Origin of the sequence: Comamonas terrigena NBRC 13299 (assembly GCF_006740045.1) — a bacterium.
In the GTDB taxonomy this organism is placed as follows: Bacteria; Pseudomonadota; Gammaproteobacteria; order Burkholderiales; family Burkholderiaceae_C; genus Comamonas; species Comamonas terrigena.
On sequence record NZ_AP019749.1, the window covers coordinates 2,792,626 to 2,813,568 of the forward strand.

Genomic DNA, 20,943 nt, shown 5'->3' on the forward strand with positions numbered 1-20,943 from the left:
CCGCCACGCCCCGGCTCAGGCCGTGGGCAATGCCGCCGCAGGGCCAGGCGCGCGCCCATGGCTCTTGCCGTTCAACAGCAGGCCCACAGCGGTGGTGCGCACCAGCCAGTGGTAGCTGGCCAGGCTCAGCGCCGTGGTGGCCGCAATATTCAGCAGCATCTTCACGCCGGCCGGCCACGGCAGGCCGAACAGCAACGCCCCGAAACCGATGGTCATGGGCATGTGCACCAGGTACACCCAGTAGGAACTGTCGGCCAGGTAGCGCATGGCGGGGCTGTGCCGCCCCAGATGGGCTGTGAACAGGCCGATGAGCGCAAAACTCCAGCACCATGCCGCAGCGTTGTACGCCCAGGAAAACGCCCAGCGCACGCCCATGGGCAGGGTCTGGCGGGCATCGGCAGGCACCTGCTCCAGCACCCCGCCGGACGCCAGAAAACACAGCACCCCGGCCACGCCATACCAGGGCCAGCGCCGCACATAGTGCGCCAGCAGCACCTGCCAGTGGGCGTACAGCGCCAGGCCGAACACATAGAACAGGCCGTTGTGCGCCCACTCCATCCAGGGCGGCACAAACGCATTGCCGGGGCTGACCAGCCCCGCGCCATACTGCACGCCTATGCCCGCCAGCAGCGTGGTCAGCACGGCCACACCCCAGGGCGTGCACCCCATGGCAGCCAGCCACCGCCCCAGCGCGGGGGCCACCGCAGGCGCCCAGCGCTGCAGCGCCTTCTGCACCAGCGGTGTGAGCACACTCAGCCAGAACAGCAGCCACAGAAACCACAGGTGCAAGGTATTGAGCCCGGTGTGCGCCGCCATGCCCTCGGCAGCGGGTGCCAGGCCAGGGTCCAGCCCCCAGGTGCCGCGCGCCATGCGGTGCATGAACAGCATGGCCAGCACCGCACAGGCGGCAAACAGCGGCGGCCAGAACAGCGCAAACGGCAAGGCCAGCCGGCGCAGCCGGTGCCGCACGGTGGCAGCCGCCCCACGCTGGGTCAGCAGCAGGGCCACAAAGAAGCCGGCCAGAATAAAGAACACCGGCATGCGGAACGCATGGATAAAGGCCACCAGCAGATCGGCCGCCGGCGTGGTCTGGTTGTCGCGCCAGGGCAGCAGCTGCGCCCCGGCCATGTGGATCACCGCCACATGCAGCACGATGCCCAGCCACATCATCGCGGCACGCAGGTTGTCGAGTGCATACAGCCGGTCCTGGCTGCCGTCTGCCTGGGTCATGTGCCTGCCTCCCTGTCCTTGTAATGCGGCCCACTCTAGCAGGCAGCCCCAGGCACGCGGCCACCGCCCTCCTCCGGCCACGACCTGGATCAAAAATCCCAGCCCCGGCAACCCGCGAAGGCCCCACCCAGGCCAGCCGCGCCGGACAGACCGGGAAAGCCGGCCCACATCGCTTGTAAGATTTGCGCCTTCAACACGCATGGGAGAGCGTTCTGGTGAGACTGATGGACCACTATCTCGGCAGCTACCAGTTCAGCGAACGGCACGCCCTGGACATACCCGCCCCGCCCCATGCAGTGATGCCCGCCGTGCGCAGCTACGACGCTGGCAGCGACCCGTTTTTCCGCCAGATGATTGCCCTGCGCGAGTTGCCCATGCGCGCGCTGGGCGCACTGTCCGGCAAGAAGGTCAACCCGAGCAGCTTTGGCATGCAGAACTTCACCGTGCTGGAACAGCAAGGCGACGAGGAACTGGTGTTCGGCCTGATCGGCAAATTCTGGCAACTGGACTACGGCCAGCACCTCTTCACCACCGCCGCCGAGTTCCTGGCGTTTGACCAACCCGACTTCGCCAAATTGACCGTCGGCTTCCATCTGGAACAGCTGGGCGACGACCGCACCCGGCTCACCACCGAAACCCGGGTCCACTGCCTGAGCGGTGCCGCGCACAAGAAATTCGCACCCTACTGGTATCTGATACGGCCTGTCAGCGGGCTGATCCGCCAAAGAATCCTGTCGTCCATCCGGCGCAGTGTTTTGACAGCGGTGGGTTGAGCCATGGCGGGGTGGCACACCGCCTGAGGTGCTGCCTACCCCTCCCGCCCACACCGACTTGTTCTCGGCTTGGTGACCGACTGCGTTCGGCCATGGGGCGCCATATCTGCATGTGTGGGTCTGCCGGCCCCGGCATTGCGGAGGGCGTTGGTCACGCCATGTGCCTCAGCCATTCCAGCAGCGACGCCTGGGGGCTGTGCGCATCCAGAGCATGCGGCGAAAGCAGGCAGTAGTGCGAACCGTCTTCTACAAAGCCCAGTGGCGCAGCCAGCAAGCCGTTGTCGATATCGTCCCGCACCATGTGCCAGGAACCGATGGCAACCCCAAGGCCTGCGACCGCGGCCTGCAGGCTGAAGTAGAAGTGCTCAAAGCTTGGTCCCGTTCCAGCGGCCAAGGTCCGCCCGGTGGCAGCAGCCCAGTCCTGCCATGCATCCGGCCGTGTACGCGTGTGCAGCAGATGTGCGGTGGGGCCCAGTGCTACTTTTTTGCCCTTGATAGTGCACCACGTCGCCACCTTGTCGGGGCGGCAGACCGGGCCGACCCGTTCCGCAAATAGCGGGGCCGCGTGATAGCTCGCAGGCCAGGCGAAATCGTCACGGCGTATCGCAAGGTCAATACCGCTGGCAAACGAGACCGGCCCCCCGCCCGCCACCAGATGGACGTCGATGCCCGGATGGCGTGATTGGAAGTCCGGCCAACGTGGAATAAGCCAGCGCATCAGCAGCGTCGGCTCGCAAGAAAGCACCCAGCGTCTTTCCTGCCGTGCGCTGGCGCGCAGTTCGCCCACCGCATTCCGCATGAGGTTGAAGCCACCGCTGACCGCTTGCGCGAGGGTACGCCCCGCGCCCGTCAAATACACCCGCCGGGCACGCCGTTCAAACAGCGCCACGCCCAGTTCATCTTCCAGCAGGCGCACGGCACGGCTGACCGCCCCGTGGGTCAGATGCAGTTCATCGGCAGCACGGCTGAAATGCTCCAGGCGTGCCGCAGCTTCAAAGCAGCGCAGTGCCAGCAGCGAAGGCAGCCGCGCACCATCCAATGGTGAGTCATGCTCACCATCTTTGTCAGAAAACATCGTTATTCATCCGGCGCAAGCATCCATAGCATTGGTTATATCTTTAATTCTGCGGATATCTCTGGAATGACTGAACTGATAGCGGTGATCACCATCACCTTGCTCGCCGTGGTGAGCCCTGGACCCGACTTTGCGATGGTCACCCGCAACAGCCTGCTGCTGTCCCGGCGTGCCGGTGTGCTGACGGCCCTGGGAATCGGGCTGGGCGTGCTGGTCCATGTCACCTACACCCTGGTGGGCGTGGGCCTGCTGATCCTGCAGTCTCTGTGGCTGTTCAACGCCATCAAGTTGGCGGGCGCGGCCTATCTGGTCTACCTTGGCGTCAAGATGCTCAGATCCAGCCCTGCAGGCGAGCTGAACGGTCCGCAAGGGGTGCCCCTGTCCGACCTTGCGGCCTTGCGCACCGGCTTTCTGACCAATGCCTTGAACCCCAAGACCACGGTGTTCATCGTGAGTCTTTTCCTGCAGGTGGTGCGGCCCGACACGCCGATGGGCGTGCAAATGGGCTACGGGCTTTTCATCTCGATGGCGCACATCGCGTGGTTTGCATTGCTGGCGCTGTGCTTCTCGGCCGGTTCCATGCGCGCCCGTCTGCTGAGCGTGCGCCACTGGATTGACCGGGCATTTGGCGGACTCTTGATCGTTTTTGGCGCCCTGCTGGGACTGGCCAGTGGCTCGCGCTGATGCCCGCCGTGCGCAGCAAGGACGCGGCCAGCGACCCGCAGGTTTTGGGTGGAGACGAGGCAAGCCCCCCGGCAGCGCCTCGTGCGCAAAGACGGTGCAACCACAGCCAACGTGTCGGCGGCGGCACTGGGGTATGGGCGGCACTCAGCAACCCAGTAGCATGCCAATCTCACAGCGTGGCCACGCCCATCACCTGGGTCCACCCGGCGTTTTCGGGACACTATTTTCAGGGTCGATAGCGGTATGAAAACTGACTGGCATTTAATCCGCTCGATGATGGAGACTGCCATCGGAGCATGCGAGCAAATGGAGGCCATGGGCTACAACGAATCCCATCGCCATCTGTCCATCGAAACCAGTCAGGGCCCTGTGACGGTGTTCGATTTGATGGTGAGCAGCTTCACCTATCCCGAAAGCATCCGCTATCAAATCATTCGTGAACGACACGATGCGGGTGCAGACCAACCCTATGTGCACGAATTCTCCCGCCTCCTCGTCGCCATGGCCCAAGCTTCAGCCGAGCTGGTCGGGGGGAAAGATGCCGCGCCGGCTTCGGCAAGCCTTGAGCAAATGCTTGCCTGGTACAAAGACCTGGCACTGCCGAACTTGCGTAAGGCTATCGAACAGGCGGAGATAGCTCCCCCAGGCAAGACCCCGGTGTGAAGTCATCGGCAGATGATTGCCCTGCGCGAGTTGCCCATGTTCGGGCCAGGCGTGCTGTCTATCGGGCAAGAAGGTCAACCGAAGCCCCTTTCCCTTTGCCTGCAGAACTTCTGCCGTGCAGGCATAGCAAGGCGGCAAGCGACTGGTATTCGGCCTGATCGGAAAATCTGGCAGCTGGATTGCGGACAGCGCCCCTTCACCACCACCGCAGAGTTCCTGGCATTTGACCAGCCCGATGTCGCCAAATTGACCGTCGGGTTCCAGCTGGAGCAACTGGGTGACCACCGCACACGGCTCGTCACCGAAAGCCGGGCCCGCCAAAGAATCCTGTCGTCCATCCGGCGCAGTATGTCGATGGCGGCGAGCTGAGCACTATCGGGGCCCGCATGGCCGGATGTACCGGAGGGGCAGAGTACGTACCAGTGATGCCAGACCTGCCGTCTGATCTGCTGAGAGACTGACTGCGTTCGGCCAGAAGCCGACATTCGATGATCGATTTTCTGTCGAAATCACAGACTGCATGGGGTTGCCTAAACCCTATCGCTCGCTACTATTTCAACAATTTGGCTCTATTTAGCCAAGAAACTTCTACGATCGATTTGTCTTCTCGATCCAGGTTCCCTTCACATGAGCGTCTTGAAATTTGACAACTCTGGCTCTTACTTCGAGATGTCTGTGGCTATTGCAGACGATCCGCTAGTCCAGAACTGCGGCGATGCATACATCACGATTGACGCTCTTTCTGATGGCTTTAAGGGGCACAACGATCTTTGGGTGCTTGGTGAGGCGTTTTCAGCCTTTTGCGCGGCTCTCATCTCGCTAGAGCACTCGCTCAAAGGTGAGGCCACACTAGAGTCCATCTCACCGAATGAACTAAAGCTCCGTATTTTTTCTGTGAATAATCGCGGGCACTTAGCGGTCGAGGGCAGCACCGGATACTGGTCCCAAAGCCAAGAAGGCTCTTTTTGGCACTCCGTGTCATTTGGCTTTTCGTTTGAGCCTCAGCAGCTCACGAAAGCCATCTCTGCTCCGTGGATGCGAATTAAGGACTAACAATTCATTCACGCCGAACTTGCTTTGCAAGTCGGCTTAACTGAGGCATTGGTAACGGTCTGCTCTGGGACGGCAGCCGACTTTCGCGAAGATCTGTTCTCGGCAGAAGCTGCTATGTGCAATTGGGTCCATGAGCGAAGATCTCCCTGTCGATTGGTATCCATCTGACACTGCAGAGCGACTCATGAAGACTCCGGAGTAACGTCACGCAACTGCACTCTGACACCCCATATTATTCGGTCGTAGCCGCAAGTCACGCCAAGGCGCTTCCAGTGCCATCAAGCGTCGCGGTACCGATGCCTCCTGCTATTAGCGCAGCCATCCTCTGTGCAAATAGGAATTTTCCGCGTCCCGATCGCTCAAGGAATGTCTCTTGGCGTGCGACCGCCACAACGCGATGAGAAACAGCCCAAAGATGGCACCCAATCAAATGTCTATCGGAGGCAGCGGAGGATTCTTCAAAACCTGCTCGTACTGCAACAGGTCCTCTGGGGAAAAGCAGCAGAAGATCACCTCTGCGATCGTTGAATGCTCCGACAGGCTTTCCTGGACAGTGCTGACCGCGATGCGTGCAGCCAGATCGATTGCGTAGCCATATATGCCTGTGCTGATGCTGGGAAAAGCGATAGAGACAACAGACCGCTCCTCCGCCAGCGCGATGCACCGGCGATAGCAATCCGCCAGCAATGCGGGTTCGCCACTTTTTCCGCCTTGCCACACAGGCCCTACGGTGTGGATGATGTAGTCGGCAGAAAGGCGATAGGCCTTGGTCACCTTGGCATGCCCCGTTTTGCAACCGCCAAGCAGCCGGCATTCATGGACCAGCTCTGGGCCCGCAGCACGGTGGATCGCGCCATCCACCCCACCGCCGCCCAGCAGCGATGAATTTGCTGCGTTGACGATCGCGCCCACATGGAGCTTGGTGATGTCAGAGCAAATGGCGTGCAGTTGTGTGGGCATATGCGTACGGCTTTAAAAGGTGACGGCAGCTTAGCTGCCTTTATCCATGCAATGCACGCTCCACGATTTCCTGGGCCCTTGCCATGGAGATGCCGTGGACCTGCTCCAGCGCCAGTTGGTGCCCTTCCGATTGGATTTCAATCGCAGGCCGCTCGCCCAGCGGCATGGTGTGCACGGCGGTTTTCAAGCTGAGGGTGGACTCGTCGTAGGGCAACGCACTTTGAAGCCAGCCAAAGTACGGCGGCTCGGATTCACGTCCCTCTGTTTCCCACAGCTCACCCATTCTCTGGAAGTTGGCCGCGCTCAGCGACACCCACACCAGCCAGACAAAGGAATCCGCACCGCCGTCGACGGGAAGCACCACGCGACCGCGCACAAAGAAATGTTCATCGTCGATGACGCATTCATCAGAGGACAGAAAGGCGCGTGAAGCACGTTCAGCTTCAGGCAGCGCGTACCACAAGGCCGGCGCGTCTGCGCCCAGGCACATCGGCATTTCGGCGTGGTGTTGCCCACAGGTTCGACAATCAAATCCGCTCATGCATCAGGCCCCAGCGCTATATATCCCGCCGATCTTACGGGACCGGCAGGACGGTGCGGGACACGTTGCGCATGCTTCTGCATGAAACTACCCCGGGGCGCATGCCGTGCCTTGGCTACCGCCTCCGCACCAGGAAGGCCTGCATGGCAGGGACCGGGACCGCCCAGGCCGTCAGGAGCGCCGACGGAAAAGTAGAGGGACGTTCACAGCCCCTCCAATTGGCACAACTTGTCGGAGAGGCCGCCCACACTGTGAACCAGGTAGTGGGGCCTCATCTCGTCAATGATGACCGTTCCCACAAATCGCTCGAAGTCCGCATAGCTGCCGTAGCTGTTTTTTACGCTGACACTGCCACACATGGTCCATTCGCCGGGCTCCCGGCCGCGCTTGTACGTCACCTCTTCGAATTTGGCACTCGACGGGTTCTTCACCAAGAACTCCATCGCCTCCCGCAGCAAGGGCTGATTCAACATGGGCGCCTGTTGCGCCAGAGACAGAGACGAGATCGTGAGCCACACAGCCCCCACCAGCATTCGCATCGACAAGCCCCCTCAAAGTAATCCGGCGTATTAGACACGAACCACCTTTGCAGCCTGTTCTGGCGGGGGGCATCGAACTCGGCCGGTCCACACAGCGTGCGCAGAGGATGGCGGCCGCCCCCTCCCGCAGCGCTGTGTGGACACCTGACCGTCGTTCACCGCGGATGCGCAGCGTGAGCGTGCCAAAGCCGCAAGCCAGCAGCCCCTCCCATGCCCCTCTGCGTAACTCCGCGGTGCCGGCCCCCAGCTCACACCGCGCCCAGCACCTTGTAGAGGGTGACCCGGTTGACCAGATCGCTGAGCTGCAGGCTGATCAGCGACTGGCGTGCGCTGTAGAGCGAACGCTGGGCATCCAGCGCCTGCAGGTAGCTGTTGACCCCGTTGCGCCAGCGCGCGTCGGACAGGTCGTAGTTGGTCTGCGCGGCCTGCACCAGGGCCTGCTGGGCATCCAGCTGCTCGGCCATGTGGCGGCGAGCGCTCAGCGCGTCGGCCACTTCGCCGAAGGCGCCCTGGATGCTTTTCTCGTACTGCGCCACATAGATGTTCTTCTGGATCTGCGCCACATCCAGCGAGGCCTTGAGCGATCCCGCATTGAAGATGGGCAAAGAGATGCTGGGCACGAACGACCAGGTGCGCGTGCCGGCATCGAACAGATTGCCCAGGGTGTCACTGCCATAGCCCGCCGATGCCGACAGCGACACCTTGGGGAAGAAGGCCGCGCGCGCCGCGCCGATGTCGGCGTTGGCGGCTTTCAGTGCATGTTCGGCCGCCATCACATCCGGGCGCTGCAGCAGCACCTCAGACGACAGCGCATCGGGCAGGCGCGCCAGCGCCACATCGCCGGTGCTGGTGGTGCGCGGCAGCAGCGCATCGGCCACGTGCGAGCCCACGGCCAGGTCCAGCGCATGGCGCGCCTGCTCCAGCGCCGTGGTGTAGCTGGCCACGTCGGCGCGGGCGCTTTCCACGCTGGTCTGCACCTGGCTCACATCCACGGCGGAGGCCACGCCGAACTGGTGCTTGGCCTGCGTCAGCTCCAGCGTCTTGCGCTGGCTGGCCAGGGTCTCGCGGGCCAGCTCCAGCCGCTGGCCGTAGGCGCCCACATTCAGCCAGTTGCTCGCCACCTGGGCGATCAGGCTGATGCGGGTGCTGCGCCCGGTCTGGGCCAGGGACAGGTAGTTCTCCAGCGCCTCGTCCTTCAGGTTGCGCACGCGGCCGAACAGGTCCAGCTCCCAGCTGGTAAAGCCCACGCTCAGACCGCCGCTGCGGCTGGTCTGGGCCTGCGCCTCACCGCCGGCCACCACCGCGCTGCGCGCATTGGTCTGGCTGGCGCTGGCCGCCACGCTGGGGAACAGGCTGGCCGACTGGATGCGGTACTGGGCCTGGGCCTTTTCCACATTCAGCAGGCTCACCCGCAGGTCCCGGCTGTTGGCCAGCGCGGCATCGATCACCTGCTGCAGCCGCTGGTCGGTAAAGACCTGCTGCCACTGCAGTGCGGCCAGTGCGGCGGCCTGCTCCTGTGCCTGGGCACCACCCGCAGCACCACGGTTAGTAACGCCGCCTCCGACCTCGCCGCCTACGCTGGGCTGCACCGGCAAGGCCGGGCGTTCATAGACCGGCGCCATGCTGGCGCAACCGGCCAGGGCCAGCAGCGCGGCGCAGGCCACGGCCTGCAGTGCACGCCGGGGCATGGGGTTTGCATTCACTTTCATGGGTTCACTCCCGTCTGCGTGCCGTCAGCTTGCTGCCCGGCCGCCTTGCGCTGGCCCGGCATCAGGCTGCGCACAATCACATAGAACAGCGGCACAAAGAAGATGCCGAACAGGGTCGAGGCCAAGGTGCCGCCCAGCACGCCCGTGCCCAGCGAATGGCGCCCGCCCGAGCCCGCACCCGAGCTGACCACCAGGGGCAGCACCCCCAGCATGAAGGCCAGCGAGGTCATCACAATCGGGCGCAGTCGCTGCTGCGCCGCCTGCAGCGTGGCCTGCACCAGGGGCATGCCATGCTTGTCCTGCAGCTCCTTGGCAAACTCCACAATCAGGATGCCGTTCTTGGCCGCCAGGCCGATGGTGGCCAGCAGCCCCACCTGGAAGTACACGTCGTTGGACAGCCCGCGCACCGCCGTGAACAGCAAGGCCCCGACCACGCCGATGGGCACCGCCAGCATCACCGAGAACGGGATGGACCAGCTCTCATACAAGGCAGCCAGGCACAGGAAGACGAACAGCAGCGAGATGGCATACAGCAGCGGCGCCTGCGAACCCGATTGCTGTTCCTGGTAGGACAGGCCGGACCACGCCAGGCCAAAGCCGCCCGGCACTTCCTGCACCAGGCGCGCCATCTCCAGCATGGCCTCGCCCGAACTCACGCCCGGGGCGGCCTGGCCGCTGATTTCCATGGCCGATGTGCCGTTGAAGCGCGCCAGCGCGGCCGGGGCACTGCTCCAGCTGGTGGTGGAGAAGGCCGAGAACGGCACCATGTCCCCGTTGTTGTTGCGAACCGACCAGCGCCCCAGGTCGCCGGGCAGCATGCGGGCGTCCGCCTCGCCCTGCACATAGACCTTCTTGATGCGGCCCCGGTTCACAAAGTCGTTCACATAGGTGCTGCCCAGCGCCGTGGCCAAGGTGCTGTTGATATTGCTTTGCGACAGGCTCAGCGCACCGGCCTTGGCGTCGTCAATCTGCACATCGAAGGTGGGCGCGTCTTCCAGGCTGCCGTAGCGCACCGATTGCACCTTGTCGCTCTTGGTGGCCAGCGCCAGCAGCTGCTGGCGTGCGGCCACCAGGGCCTCGTGGCCGGGACCGCCCTGGTCCAGCAGCTGCAGGGTGAAGCCCGCGCTCTGCCCCAGCCCCGGAATGCCCGAAGGCGCCATGGCAAAGATCTGCGCGTCGCTGTACTTCTGCATCATGGCCATGGTGATGCGGTTGCCGATGGATGTGGCATCGGCCTGGCGCTGGCTCCAGTCCTTCAGGCGCACAAAGGCCATGCCCGCGTTCTGCCCGGCGCCGCTGAAGCTGAAGCCGGACACCGCCATGGTGGAATCCACCTCGGGCTGCTGGCGCACATAGGCGGACACCTCGTCCATCACCTTCAGCGTCTGCTGCTGGGTGGATCCGGAAGGCAGCTTCACCTGCACAAACAGCGCGCCCTGGTCTTCTTCCGGCAGAAAGGATGTGGGCAGGCGCATGAACAGTACCGCCATCACGCCCAGCACCACGGCAAACACCGCCACCCCGGCCCAGCGGCGCCGGGTCAGCACGGCCACGCCGCGCGCATAGCTGTGCGACAGGCCGTCAAAGCGGGTGTTGAACCAGGCAAAGAAACGCCCCAGCGGGCCGCGCTGCGTGACATGGCCGCCTTTTTCAATCGGCTTGAGCATGCTGGCGCACAGCGCCGGGGTCAGCGTCATCGCCACCAGCACCGACAGCAGCATGGCCGAGGCGATGGTGATGGAGAACTGGCGGTAGATGGCCCCGGTGGAGCCGCCAAAGAACGCCATGGGCAGGAACACCGCCGTCAGCACCAGCGCAATGCCCACCAGCGCGCCCGTGATCTGCCCCATGGACTTGCGCGTGGCCTCATAGGGGGACAGGCCCTCCTCGCTCATCACCCGCTCCACGTTCTCCACCACCACAATCGCATCGTCCACCAGCAGGCCGATGGCCAGCACCATGGCGAACATGGACAGGGTGTTGATCGAATACCCCAGGCTGGCCAGCACGCCGAAGGTGCCCATCAGCACCACCGGCACGGCGATGGAGGGGATCAGCGTCACGCGCCAGTTCTGCAGGAACAGGTACATGATGGCCACCACCAGCACAATGGCTTCCACCAGCGTCTGCACCACTTCCTGGATGGAGATCTTCACAAACGGCGTGGTGCTGTGCGCCACCTCGTAGTGCAGGCCGCTGGGGAAGTACGGCTGCAGTTCCTTGAGCTTGGCGTCCACCAGTTCCGACACCTTCATGGCGTTGGCGCCCGATGCCAGCTCCACCCCCAGGGCGGCGGCGGGCTTGCCGTTGAACTTGCCCACCGTGGCATAGGACTGGCTGCCCAGCTCCACCCGCGCCACGTCCGACAGGCGCACCACGGCGCCCCGGCTGTCGGACTTGACCACAATGTTCTTGAACTCCTCGGGCGTCTGCAGGCGGTTGCGCGACTTGACCGTGGCGTTCAGCGCCTGGCCGTCCACCGCAGGCACTTCGCCCAGCGAACCGGAAGACACATCGGCGTTCTGCGCCTGCAGCGCGGCGGTCACATCCGACGGCATCAGCGCATAGGTGCGCATCTTCTCGGGGTCCAGCCAGATGCGCATCGCATACTCGGCCCCCATGATCTGCACATTGCCCACGCCGTTGAGGCGGCTGATGGGGTCCTTGATGGAGGACGACATGTAGTCGGCAATGTCGGTGCCATCCATGCTGCCGTCTTCGGAGTAGAAGGCCAGCACCATGGAGATGCTGCCCGAGGACTTGGTCACGGTCACCCCGGTGGACTGCACCGTGTCCGGCAGCTTGGACTGGGCCTGCTGCAGCTTGTTCTGTACCTGCACCTGGGCAATGTCCGGGTCGGTGCCGGAGGCAAAGGTCAGCGTGACCTGGGCCGAGCCCGAGGACGTGCTGCTGGAGTTCATGTACAGCAGGTTGTCCAGCCCGGTCATGTTCTGCTCGATCACCTGCGTGACCGAGTTTTCCGTGGTCTGCGCCGACGCACCGGTGTAGGTGGCGCGGATGGTGACCGAAGGCGGGGCGATGTCGGGGTATTGCTCCACCGGCAAGGTGGTAATGGACAGCAGACCCGACAGCGTGATGACAATGGCAATCACCCAGGCAAAAATCGGCCTGTCGATGAAGAAGCGTGACATGGAAGCTCCTTCTTATTGCGGCGTGCCGGTGGATGCGGCGGGTGCTGCAGCTGCCGTGGGCGCGGCGGCCTGCGCTGCCTGCGGTGCCTTGGCATCCGTGGATACCTGTGGCTCCTGCTCCGCCGGCGCGGTCTTCACCTGCTGCCCGCCGCGCACCTTGGTGGCGCCGCGGGTGATCAGTTGCTCACCTGCCTTCAGCCCGGTGGTAACCACCCACTGGTCCTTGATCGCATCGCCGGTTTCAATCCGGCGCTCTTCCACCTTGCCGTCCTGGCCTACCAGCTTGACCACCGGCTCGCCCTTGGTATTGCGGGTCACCGCGCTTTGCGACACCAGAATGGCCTGCTCGTTCACCGCGGCGGGCACCACGGCCTTCACATAGGTGCCGGGCAGCAGCAGGCCGTCGGGGTTGGGCACCACGGCGCGCAGCGACACATTGCCGGTGCCGGTGTCGACCGAAGTGCCCACAAACTCCAGCGTACCGCTGTCGGCCAGTTCGCTGCCGTCTTCCAGAATGATGCGCACCGCCACCTTGCCGTTGACGGCTTTGAGCGCCCCGCTGGCAATCTGCTTGCGCAGCGCCAGCAGCTGGGCGCTGGTCTGGGTCACATCCACATAGATCGGGTTCAGTTGCTGGATGGTGGTCAGCGCGGCCGTCTGGCCGGCCGTCACCAGGGCGCCGGGGGTGTAGGTGGAGGTGCCGATGCGCCCGCTGATGGGCGCGGTGACCTTGGTGTAGTCCAGATTGATCTGCGCCGTCTTCACCGCCGCGCGCGCCGCCACCACGGCGGCCTCGTTCTGGCGCAGCGTGGCCAGGGCATCGTCACCATCCTGCTTGCTGATGGCGTCTATGCCCACCAGGTTCTGGTAGCGCTCGGCCTTGGGCTTGGCCGCCAGCACGGCGGCCTCGGCCTGGGCCAACTGGGCCTTGGCATTTTCCAGGCTGGCTTCATAGGTGCGCGGGTCGATCTGGTAGAGCACCTGCCCGGCCTTGACCTGCTGGCCCTCGTCGAACAGGCGCTTGAGGATGATGCCCCCCACCTGCGGGCGCACCTCGGAGACCATGTGCGCGGCGGAACGCCCTGCCAGCGACTGCTCCATCACCAGCGACTGCGCCTGGATGAGCTGCACCCCGACCACGGCCTCGCCCAGGGGCGGCAGACCCTGCTGCTGGGGCTGGCAGCCGGACAGCCAGCCCGCGCTGGCCAGCGCAATGGAAACAACAGACAGGCGGCACCAGGACCGCTGGGGCGAAAAAGTGGATGCAGACAAAGCCATGGGAGATAAGACATCAATGCAGATGCCCCATGCTGGCCCGCAAATGTGCAGGAAATATGGAAGACCTGGCGCCGCTGCCCGCACCGGTCACGCCGGTTGACGCTGCCCCGGCGATGGCGCCCAATGGCGATCCCGGCTCCTACACCCACCGCCATCGCCCTGCCCCACCACCTTCCGCGTCCTTATTTGTCCCATGCGCATCAAGCTCAGGCTGTCCTTCAAGCTGTTTCTGGCCATTCTGGCGGCCTGCGTGCTGGTGCTGGTGGTCAACGCCGCCTTTGTGCGCATCTCCTTTGTGCGCGACTTCATGGGCTACCTCAACGAGCAAGGCGTGGCCCGCATGCAAGAGGTAATCCCCCGCATCAATGCCGCCTACGCCAGCAACGGCAACAGCTGGGAATTCGCCCGCCAGAACCCGGAGTCCTGGTTCTCGCTGATGCGCCCGCCCGCCATGGGCCAGGAATTCACCGCCATCGTGCCCCCGGTGTCCGACCAGACCGGCGCCATCCTGCGCTTTGCCCTGCTGGACGGGGATGGCCACATCGTCATCGGCAATGCCAACGCCGCGGCGGCCGACGCCATACGCCTGCCGCTGCAGACCGCCCAGGGCGAGCGGGTCGGCTGGCTGGCCATGGTGCCGTTCGAGAACGCCATTGCGGCCGGCGATGTGCGCTTTTACGAAGCGCAGCTGCGCGCCCGCTGGCTCAATGGCGCGGCCTCGGTCGTGGTGGCGGCGCTGCTGGCCTGGCTGCTGACCGGCACGCTGCTGCGGCGGCTGAAGGTGATTGCCCAGTTTGTGCACCGCCTGGCCCTGGGTGACTATTCCCAGCGCCTGCCCATGCGCGACCGGGACGAGCTGGACCAGCTGGCCAGCGACATCTCGCAGCTGGCCGGCAAGCTGGAGAACATCGAACACAACCGCCGCGCCTTCATGGCCGATATCTCGCACGAGCTGCGCACGCCCCTGGCCGTGCTCAAGGCCGAGCTGGAAGCCATACAGGACGGCATACGCCCGCTACGCCTGGACACACTGGCGCCGCTGCAAAGCGAAGTGACCCAGCTGAACAAGCTGGTGGACGACCTGCATGAGCTGGCCGTCACCCAGACCGGCGAATTCCGCTACACCTTTGAAGCGCTGGACCTGCACCGCATCGCCCAGCACTGCGCCATGACCATGCAGGCCCGCGCAAGAGACAGCGGCCTGACCCTGAGCTTCTCCAGCAACGGCCAGCCCCTGTTCATCCAGGGGGACGAATCGCGCCTGCAGCAGCTGCTGTCCAACCTGCTGGAAAATTCCATACGCTACACCCACCCGGGCGGGAAGATCCGGCTGGCGCTGGCCAGCACGGGCGGCCATACCTGCACCGCAGGTATGGCCGGTATGGCCGGTATGGCCGAGCTCAGCATCGAAGACTCCGCCCCCGGCGTGGACGAAGCCGCGCGCCCGCACCTGTTCGAGCGTTTCTACCGCGTGGATGCCTCGCGCAACCGCAGCAGCGGCGGCAGCGGGCTGGGCCTGTCCATCTGCCGCAACATCGTCGAATCCCATGGCGGAGAGATTGCGGCCCACCCTTCCCCGCTGGGCGGTCTGCGCATCGTGGTCCGCCTGCCTGCCCTGGTGTCGCCATGAATACCCCCGCCTCCCCTGCTCCGGCCGCCACCGACGCCCTGGTCCTGGTCGTGGAAGACGAACCCCGGCTGGCCGCCGTGCTCTGCGACTACCTGCGCGCCAGCGGCTACCGCTGCGAATGGATTGCCGACGGCGCCCAGGTCATGTCCGCCTATGCCCAGCGCCAGCACGACCTCATCCTGCTGGACGTGATGCTGCCCCACCGCGACGGCATCAGCCTGTGCCAGGAGCTGCGGGCGCACAGCCAGGTCCCCATCATCATGGTCACGGCGCGTGTCGACGAGGTGGACCGCCTGCTGGGCCTGCAGATCGGTGCCGACGACTATGTGTGCAAGCCCTTCAGCCCCCGGGAGGTCATTGCCCGCGTGGGCACCGTGCTACGCCGCTACCGCCAGACCCCGGCACCCCGGGCGCAGCCGCTGCAGATCGACGAACCCAACTTCCGCGCCCAGCTGCACGGGCGGGAGCTGGACCTCACGCCGGTGGAGTTCCGCCTGCTCTGCGCCCTGGCCTCCAGCCCGGTGCGCATCTGGCCGCGCGAACAGCTGCTGAACCACCTGTACCCCGACCACCGCGTCGTCATCGACCGCACCGTCGACAGCCACATCAAGAACCTGCGGCGCAAGCTGACGGAAACCGGCGGCCAGGAAGACCCCATCCGCTCGGTCTACGGCGTGGGCTACCGGCTGGACCTGGCGGTCTGATACGGTCGCATGGCTCCGGTTCAAGCGCGCACCACTGCCAGCCCGGCCATCCAAGCGCCCTGGAAGACAAAATCTTGTGCAGATGTTGCTGCCCACAGGTGCGCAGCCGCCTGACAATGCGCGCCATGGCAACAAGCAACCAAATCTGTAGGAGCGGGGGCACACAATGGAGGTGACCCCATGGAGACCACCCCAGCACGTCAAGGTCAAGGCACTGGGACTGCACTGGCGCGACGGCAAGCTGCTGGCGGCGGAAGTGTTTGACGACCAGGGCCACCTGGTCGGCGTGCGCCCACTGGGCGGCGGCGTAGAGTTTGGCGAGCGCTGGCAGGCCGCGCTGGTGCGCGAATTCAAGGAAGAGCTGGGCGTGGACGTGCAGCTCACCGGCGCGCCGCTGGTGATGGAGAACATCTACACCCACCATGGCGCAACCGGCCACGAGGTGCTGTTCATTGGTGAAGTGCAGTTCAGCACGGACTGTTTTGCCCACCTCACCCGCATTGAGTTCCACGAAGACAACGGCACACCCTGCACCGCACGCTGGTTTGCGCTGTCAGAGCTGGACCTGCCCGGCGGCCCGGCGCTCTTTCCGGCCGGGCTCAAGCACACCCTGCTCCAGGCTGCTGACACCTGAGCAGCGGGGCAACCGGGTCACCGGGTAACGGGGTAACGGGGTGGCTGGATAACTGGGACAGCCCTATCGCCGGGACATGGCCCGCCATAGCAGCCCTTGCGGACATGGGCGGACATGGGCGGACATGGATGTGCGCCGGCCAGGAGCTGGGACTCGCTGAAGCAGGCCACGGCCAGGACCAGCCCAGCCCAGCCCAGCCCAGCCCAGCCCAGCCCAGCCCAGCCCAGCCCAGCCCAGCATTAGCATCAGCCAAAGCAAAGGCAGCCCGGTGCCCCACCCCGTGCGCCGCCTGCCATGCTGCGCGACAATGCGCACCAGCATGAAAACCACGCAGATCGTCCCCTTCTTCCAAACCCTGCAAGCGGCCAACCCGCACCCGGAAACCGAGCTGGAATACAGCAGCGATTTCGAGCTGCTGGCCGCCGTGCTGCTGTCCGCCCAGGCCACCGATGTGGGCGTGAACAAGGCCACTCGCAAGCTCTTTCCCGTGGCCAACACCCCGCAGGCCATTCTGGATCTGGGCCTGGAAGGGCTGGAGAGCTATATCAAGACCATCGGCCTGTACCGCAGCAAGGCCAAGCACCTGATGGAGGCCTGCCAGATTCTGGTGGAGCGCTTCGGCGGCCAGGTGCCCCAGACGCGCGAAGAGCTGGAATCCCTGCCCGGCGTGGGCCGCAAGACCGCCAATGTGGTGCTGAACGTGGCCTTCGGCCAGCCCACGATGGCGGTGGACACGCACATCTTCCGCGTCAGCAACCGCACCGGCCTGGCGCCGGGCAAGAACCCGCTGGAAGTGGAAAAGCAGTTGCTCAAGCGCGTTCCCGCGGAATTCGCGGTCGACTCCCACCACTGGCTGATCCTGCTGGGCCGCTATGTCTGCCAGGCCCGCACGCCCAAATGCTGGGAATGCCTGGTCACGCCCTACTGCGACTTCAAGCCCAAGACGCCCATGCCTGCGGCGAAGAAGCGCAGCAGCTGAAGGCCTGTCGCACGCGGGTTCCGTGGACTGCCCAGGCTCCAGCCACCGCCGGCGTGGCTGCTGCGGTGCCGGTCTGCGCTGGATCTGCTTTCCGGCCCAAGCAGGCCTCATGTCAGCAGTCCGTCAGGTGTTCGCCTAACGCACAGCGCCCCATCCAATCTGCTTGTGCATCAGCAAAAAAATCTTGCAAAAACGCACTGCGCAGGGACTTGGCGCTGACTGGTGACCACAGAATGTATTTTTCAGTGCAAGGGGCTCAAGAATGAAAATTTCAACGCGATTGATATTGCTGGTGGGCGTCATGTCCATGCTGCTCCTGGGAGTCGGTCTGCTCGGCCTGCGTGGAATGGGGGGCAGCAATGACGGGCTGAGAACCGTGTACGAAGACCGGACCGTGGCCTTGGGGAAGCTGGGGCAGATCCAGAGTCTGATGATGACCAATGCCTATTTGGTCAGTGCGGCCACACTGGATGCGAGTCCGGAGGTGGTGACCCAGCTCACCGCTTCGGTCGATGCCAATATCGGCAGGATCACCAAGGGGTGGGAGGAGTACATGGCCACCTACCTCACGCCGGAAGAGGCAGGCATTGCCAAGAAGTTTGCCGAAGCCCGTGGTAAATATGTCAAGGAGGGATTGAGGCCCGCTCTGGCGGCGCTGCGCTCCGCCGATATGCAGGAAAGCCATCGCCTGTCTACCAAGGTGCTGCCGACGTTGTATGCGCCTGCCAAAGAGCAAGTGGATGCGCTGATCCAGCTGCAGCTTGATGTCGCCAAGTCGGAATACGACGGGGCAGTGGCGCATTACGGTTCGGTGCGCATGTATTCCACCGTGTCCATCGTGCTCGGACTGTTGTTTGCCGCCAGCGTCGGTTATTTCCTCATTACCGGGCTTGTGCGTTCGCTCAAGCAGGCCGAGGATCTTTCTCGCGCGATTGAAGCCGGGGACCTGAGCACGCCAGTGGCGATCACCGGCAAGGACGAGGTGGCGGGCCTGCTGCATACCCTGGTGGCCATGCGTGACAGCCTGATCAAAGTGGTGTCCAGCGTGCGCCAGGGCGCGGATGGCGTTGCTACGGCAAGTGCTGAAATCGCCCAGGGCAACCACGATCTCTCGGCACGCACCGAAAACCAGGCCAGTGCGCTGGAGGAAACCGCAGCGTCCATGGAAGAGCTGGACTCCACGGTCAAGCAAAACGCCGAGTCCGCCCGCCAGGCCAACCAGTTGGCCGTGAATGCCAGCCAGGTCGCGGCGCAGGGTGGCGAGGTGGTGGGGCAAGTGGTTGAAACCATGAAGGGTATCAACGAGTCCAGCCGCAAGATCGGCGACATCATCGGCGTGATCGACAGCATCGCCTTCCAGACCAATATCCTGGCCCTCAATGCCGCAGTGGAAGCCGCACGGGCTGGCGAGCAGGGGCGCGGTTTTGCGGTGGTGGCCAGCGAGGTGCGTTCCCTGGCCGGGCGATCTGCCGAAGCAGCCAAAGAGATCAAGACACTGATCGGCGCCAGCGTGGAGCGGGTGGAACAAGGTACCACCCTGGTCGACAAGGCGGGAGAGACGATGACAGAGGTGGTGCAATCCATACGCCGCGTCACCGACATCATGAGTGAAATCAGTGCCGCCAGCACCGAGCAAAGCGCCGGCGTCTCGCAGGTCGGCGAAGCCGTCATGCAAATGGATCAGGTCACCCAGCAGAATGCGGCGCTGGTGGAACAGATGGCCGCTGCAGCCAACAGCCTCAGATCCCAGTCCCAGGACCTGGTGCAAGTGGTGTCCGTATTCAAGCTTGGCGATGGGGGGAGCCACGCCGCCCAGCGCCAGGCCTTGGGCGCCGCTGCGACGCCCATGCCCACCCGCACCTCAGCGCCGAAAGCAGCTCCTGCGCCACGCCCCGCTGGAAAGCCTGCCACCTTGGCAAAAAAGACTCCTGCTGCGATCGCTCCCGCCCCCGTTGCCAAAGCAGCGCCTGCAGCCGCCACGACCCATGACGATGATTGGGAAACTTTTTAACTGCTGAGGATCCCGATCCCGATCCTGCCTCCTTGCATAAGCCGCACAAAACGCATAAAGCAGCAATTGCGCGGGCCTGTGCAGACATGCAGGGATGCACAGGGATACACGGATCGGTCTTTCGCTGGTGCTGCAGCAGGGCTATCGCTGAGGATTCGATGGCCCTGGCCTTGCAATTGGCAGCGTGTTGAGGCTGGCCCCCTCCCCTAGCTGCGTGGCGCGGTGCCCCCGCGTGCAGGGCGCGCGGCCGGCGTGGACGCGAACAGCGAGACGGTCCAGTCCATGAACACGCGCACCTGCAGCGGCACGTGGGCGCGGGCCGGGTACATCAGCGTGAGCGGCATGGTTCCCCAGTCCACCGTGTCCAGGATCTGGACCAGGGTGCCCGCTTTCAGCTGCTCGCGTATGCCGATCTCCTGCAGCTGCGCCACCCCCAGTCCGTGCAGGGCACAGCTCACATAGCCCTCATGGTCGTTCACCTGCACGGCGGCGGGCAGGCGCAGCGACACGGCTTCCCCCTCCACAAAATACTGCCACTCCCTGACCCGCTGGTCCCGGCCATAGAAGTAGGTCACTGCCTTGTGGGTCTTGAGCTCTTCCACGGTGCGCGGCGTGCCATGGCGTGCCAGGTAGGCGGGTGAGGCGCACACCATCCTGGGCACCTTGCTGAGGATGCGGCTCACCATGCTGGTGTTGCCTAGCTGCCCCAGCCGGAGCACACAATCCACCCCCTCGGCAATCAGGTCCACCTGCTGGTCGCTCACGCCCAGCACCACGTCAACCTCCGGATAGGCCGCCTGGAACTCGTGCAGCCGGGGAATGATGGTCGAGCGAGCGATGGAGTTGCTCATGTCCGCACGCACCCGCCCCTTCGGGATCGCGTTGCCGCCGTCAAAGAAGCCTCGGGCATCGCCCACGGCGGTCAGCGTAGCGCGCGCCTGGTCGTAGAAGGCCGTGCCTTCACGGGTCAGCGTGGTTTTGCGGGTCGTGCGGTGCAGCAGCCGGGCACCCACCTCTTTCTCCAGCTCAGTGACCGCATTGGTCACGCGCGGGCGGTACATCGCCAGCGCCTCGGATGCACGCGCAAAGCTCTGGTGGTCAGCCACCGCCGTGAAGACACGCAGTTTGTCGATGAAGTCCATGGGCGCAGGGGCTGAAGGGGTTGGAGCGATTGAAGGAGCCGGATTGGCAGATTTTTAGTTATCCATTTTGTTATCCATATTGATAACAAAACGATTCACTATATCGATCTTCTGCAATGGCAGCTGGATCCCTACATTCCTTTCATGCGCCCCACAGCCCCTCCCCGCTGGCGGGGTGTGCACTCA

The 20,943-nt window shown here is 64.3% G+C and carries 19 protein-coding genes; 10 read left to right on the top strand and 9 right to left on the bottom strand.

The features are described 5' to 3' along the window. Positions 1-15: 15 nt before the first annotated feature. Positions 16-1,230, bottom strand: a complete 1,215-nt coding sequence (locus CT3_RS12580; RefSeq protein ID WP_066532994.1) for an acyltransferase family protein — start codon at positions 1,228-1,230, stop codon at positions 16-18. Between the two features lie 224 nt (positions 1,231-1,454). On the opposite strand from CT3_RS12580, the gene CT3_RS12585 reads away from it, so the two are divergent. Beyond that, positions 1,455-2,003 (top strand): hypothetical protein, encoded by a 549-nt coding sequence (locus CT3_RS12585; protein ID WP_227657892.1) that lies wholly within the window; start codon positions 1,455-1,457, stop codon positions 2,001-2,003. A 151-nt stretch (positions 2,004-2,154) separates the two neighbouring features. Here the strand turns inward: CT3_RS12585 and CT3_RS12590 are convergent, their stop codons facing one another. Further along, positions 2,155-3,078 (bottom strand): LysR family transcriptional regulator, encoded by a 924-nt coding sequence (locus CT3_RS12590; protein WP_066532997.1) that lies wholly within the window; start codon positions 3,076-3,078, stop codon positions 2,155-2,157. Positions 3,079-3,144: 66 nt separating this feature from the next. On the opposite strand from CT3_RS12590, the gene CT3_RS12595 reads away from it, so the two are divergent. The 4 genes from CT3_RS12595 (at position 3,145) to CT3_RS12610 (ending at position 5,478) form a co-directional block, all read left to right on the top strand. Next, positions 3,145-3,762 (top strand): LysE family transporter, encoded by a 618-nt coding sequence (locus CT3_RS12595; protein WP_066532998.1) that lies wholly within the window; start codon positions 3,145-3,147, stop codon positions 3,760-3,762. A gap of 243 nt (positions 3,763-4,005) precedes the next feature. Continuing rightward, entirely contained in the window at positions 4,006-4,425 is a 420-nt protein-coding gene (locus CT3_RS12600) for a hypothetical protein (RefSeq protein WP_066533000.1), read from the top strand. A gap of 12 nt (positions 4,426-4,437) precedes the next feature. Further along, positions 4,438-4,794, top strand: a complete 357-nt coding sequence (locus tag CT3_RS12605) for a hypothetical protein (RefSeq protein WP_066533001.1) — start codon at positions 4,438-4,440, stop codon at positions 4,792-4,794. Positions 4,795-5,052: 258 nt separating this feature from the next. Beyond that, positions 5,053-5,478 (top strand): WapI family immunity protein, encoded by a 426-nt coding sequence (locus CT3_RS12610; RefSeq protein WP_066533002.1) that lies wholly within the window; start codon positions 5,053-5,055, stop codon positions 5,476-5,478. Between the two features lie 426 nt (positions 5,479-5,904). On the opposite strand, the gene CT3_RS12615 is transcribed toward CT3_RS12610, so the two are convergent. The 6 genes from CT3_RS12615 to CT3_RS12640 form a co-directional block, all read right to left on the bottom strand. Continuing rightward, positions 5,905-6,438 carry an O-acetyl-ADP-ribose deacetylase gene (locus CT3_RS12615; RefSeq protein WP_066533003.1) on the bottom strand — a complete coding sequence of 178 codons (534 nt, stop codon included), beginning with the start codon at positions 6,436-6,438 and terminating at the stop codon, positions 5,905-5,907. 40 nt (positions 6,439-6,478) lie between these two features. Then, positions 6,479-6,979 (bottom strand): DUF2199 domain-containing protein, encoded by a 501-nt coding sequence (locus CT3_RS12620; RefSeq protein ID WP_066533005.1) that lies wholly within the window; start codon positions 6,977-6,979, stop codon positions 6,479-6,481. 203 nt (positions 6,980-7,182) lie between these two features. Beyond that, positions 7,183-7,452, bottom strand: coding sequence for a hypothetical protein (locus CT3_RS12625; protein WP_127446229.1), 270 nt, complete (start codon positions 7,450-7,452; stop codon positions 7,183-7,185). 314 nt (positions 7,453-7,766) lie between these two features. Continuing rightward, a complete protein-coding gene (locus tag CT3_RS12630; protein ID WP_225608650.1) occupies positions 7,767-9,227 on the bottom strand; it encodes an efflux transporter outer membrane subunit in 1,461 nt (486 codons plus the stop codon). After that, positions 9,224-12,379, bottom strand: coding sequence for an efflux RND transporter permease subunit (locus CT3_RS12635; RefSeq protein WP_066533015.1), 3,156 nt, complete (start codon positions 12,377-12,379; stop codon positions 9,224-9,226). Before CT3_RS12635 ends, CT3_RS12630 begins: the two co-directional genes overlap by 4 nt. 12 nt (positions 12,380-12,391) lie before the next feature. After that, positions 12,392-13,657 carry an efflux RND transporter periplasmic adaptor subunit gene (locus CT3_RS12640; RefSeq protein ID WP_066533017.1) on the bottom strand — a complete coding sequence of 422 codons (1,266 nt, stop codon included), beginning with the start codon at positions 13,655-13,657 and terminating at the stop codon, positions 12,392-12,394. 193 nt (positions 13,658-13,850) lie between these two features. Between CT3_RS12640 and CT3_RS12645 the strand changes: the two genes are divergently transcribed. The 5 genes from CT3_RS12645 to CT3_RS12665 all read left to right on the top strand — a co-directional run bounded on the left by CT3_RS12645 (position 13,851) and on the right by CT3_RS12665 (position 19,615). Beyond that, positions 13,851-15,287 (top strand): ATP-binding protein, encoded by a 1,437-nt coding sequence (locus CT3_RS12645; protein WP_218568111.1) that lies wholly within the window; start codon positions 13,851-13,853, stop codon positions 15,285-15,287. Continuing rightward, positions 15,284-15,991: a response regulator gene (locus CT3_RS12650; RefSeq protein ID WP_066533020.1), complete on the top strand. Its 708-nt coding sequence runs from the start codon at positions 15,284-15,286 to the stop codon at positions 15,989-15,991. Before CT3_RS12645 ends, CT3_RS12650 begins: the two co-directional genes overlap by 4 nt. Before the next feature lie 166 nt (positions 15,992-16,157). Further along, the gene (locus tag CT3_RS12655) at positions 16,158-16,625 is read left to right on the top strand and encodes an NUDIX hydrolase (protein ID WP_066533028.1); all 468 of its coding nucleotides are present in this window, start codon (positions 16,158-16,160) and stop codon (positions 16,623-16,625) included. A 319-nt stretch (positions 16,626-16,944) separates the two neighbouring features. Further along, positions 16,945-17,604, top strand: a complete 660-nt coding sequence (gene nth / locus CT3_RS12660; RefSeq protein ID WP_066533352.1) for an endonuclease III — start codon at positions 16,945-16,947, stop codon at positions 17,602-17,604. 301 nt (positions 17,605-17,905) lie between these two features. Then, positions 17,906-19,615 carry a methyl-accepting chemotaxis protein gene (locus CT3_RS12665; protein ID WP_428041599.1) on the top strand — a complete coding sequence of 570 codons (1,710 nt, stop codon included), beginning with the start codon at positions 17,906-17,908 and terminating at the stop codon, positions 19,613-19,615. A gap of 206 nt (positions 19,616-19,821) precedes the next feature. On the opposite strand, the gene CT3_RS12670 is transcribed toward CT3_RS12665, so the two are convergent. Beyond that, the gene (locus CT3_RS12670; RefSeq protein WP_066533032.1) at positions 19,822-20,757 is read right to left on the bottom strand and encodes a LysR family transcriptional regulator; all 936 of its coding nucleotides are present in this window, start codon (positions 20,755-20,757) and stop codon (positions 19,822-19,824) included. Positions 20,758-20,943 lie beyond the last annotated feature (186 nt).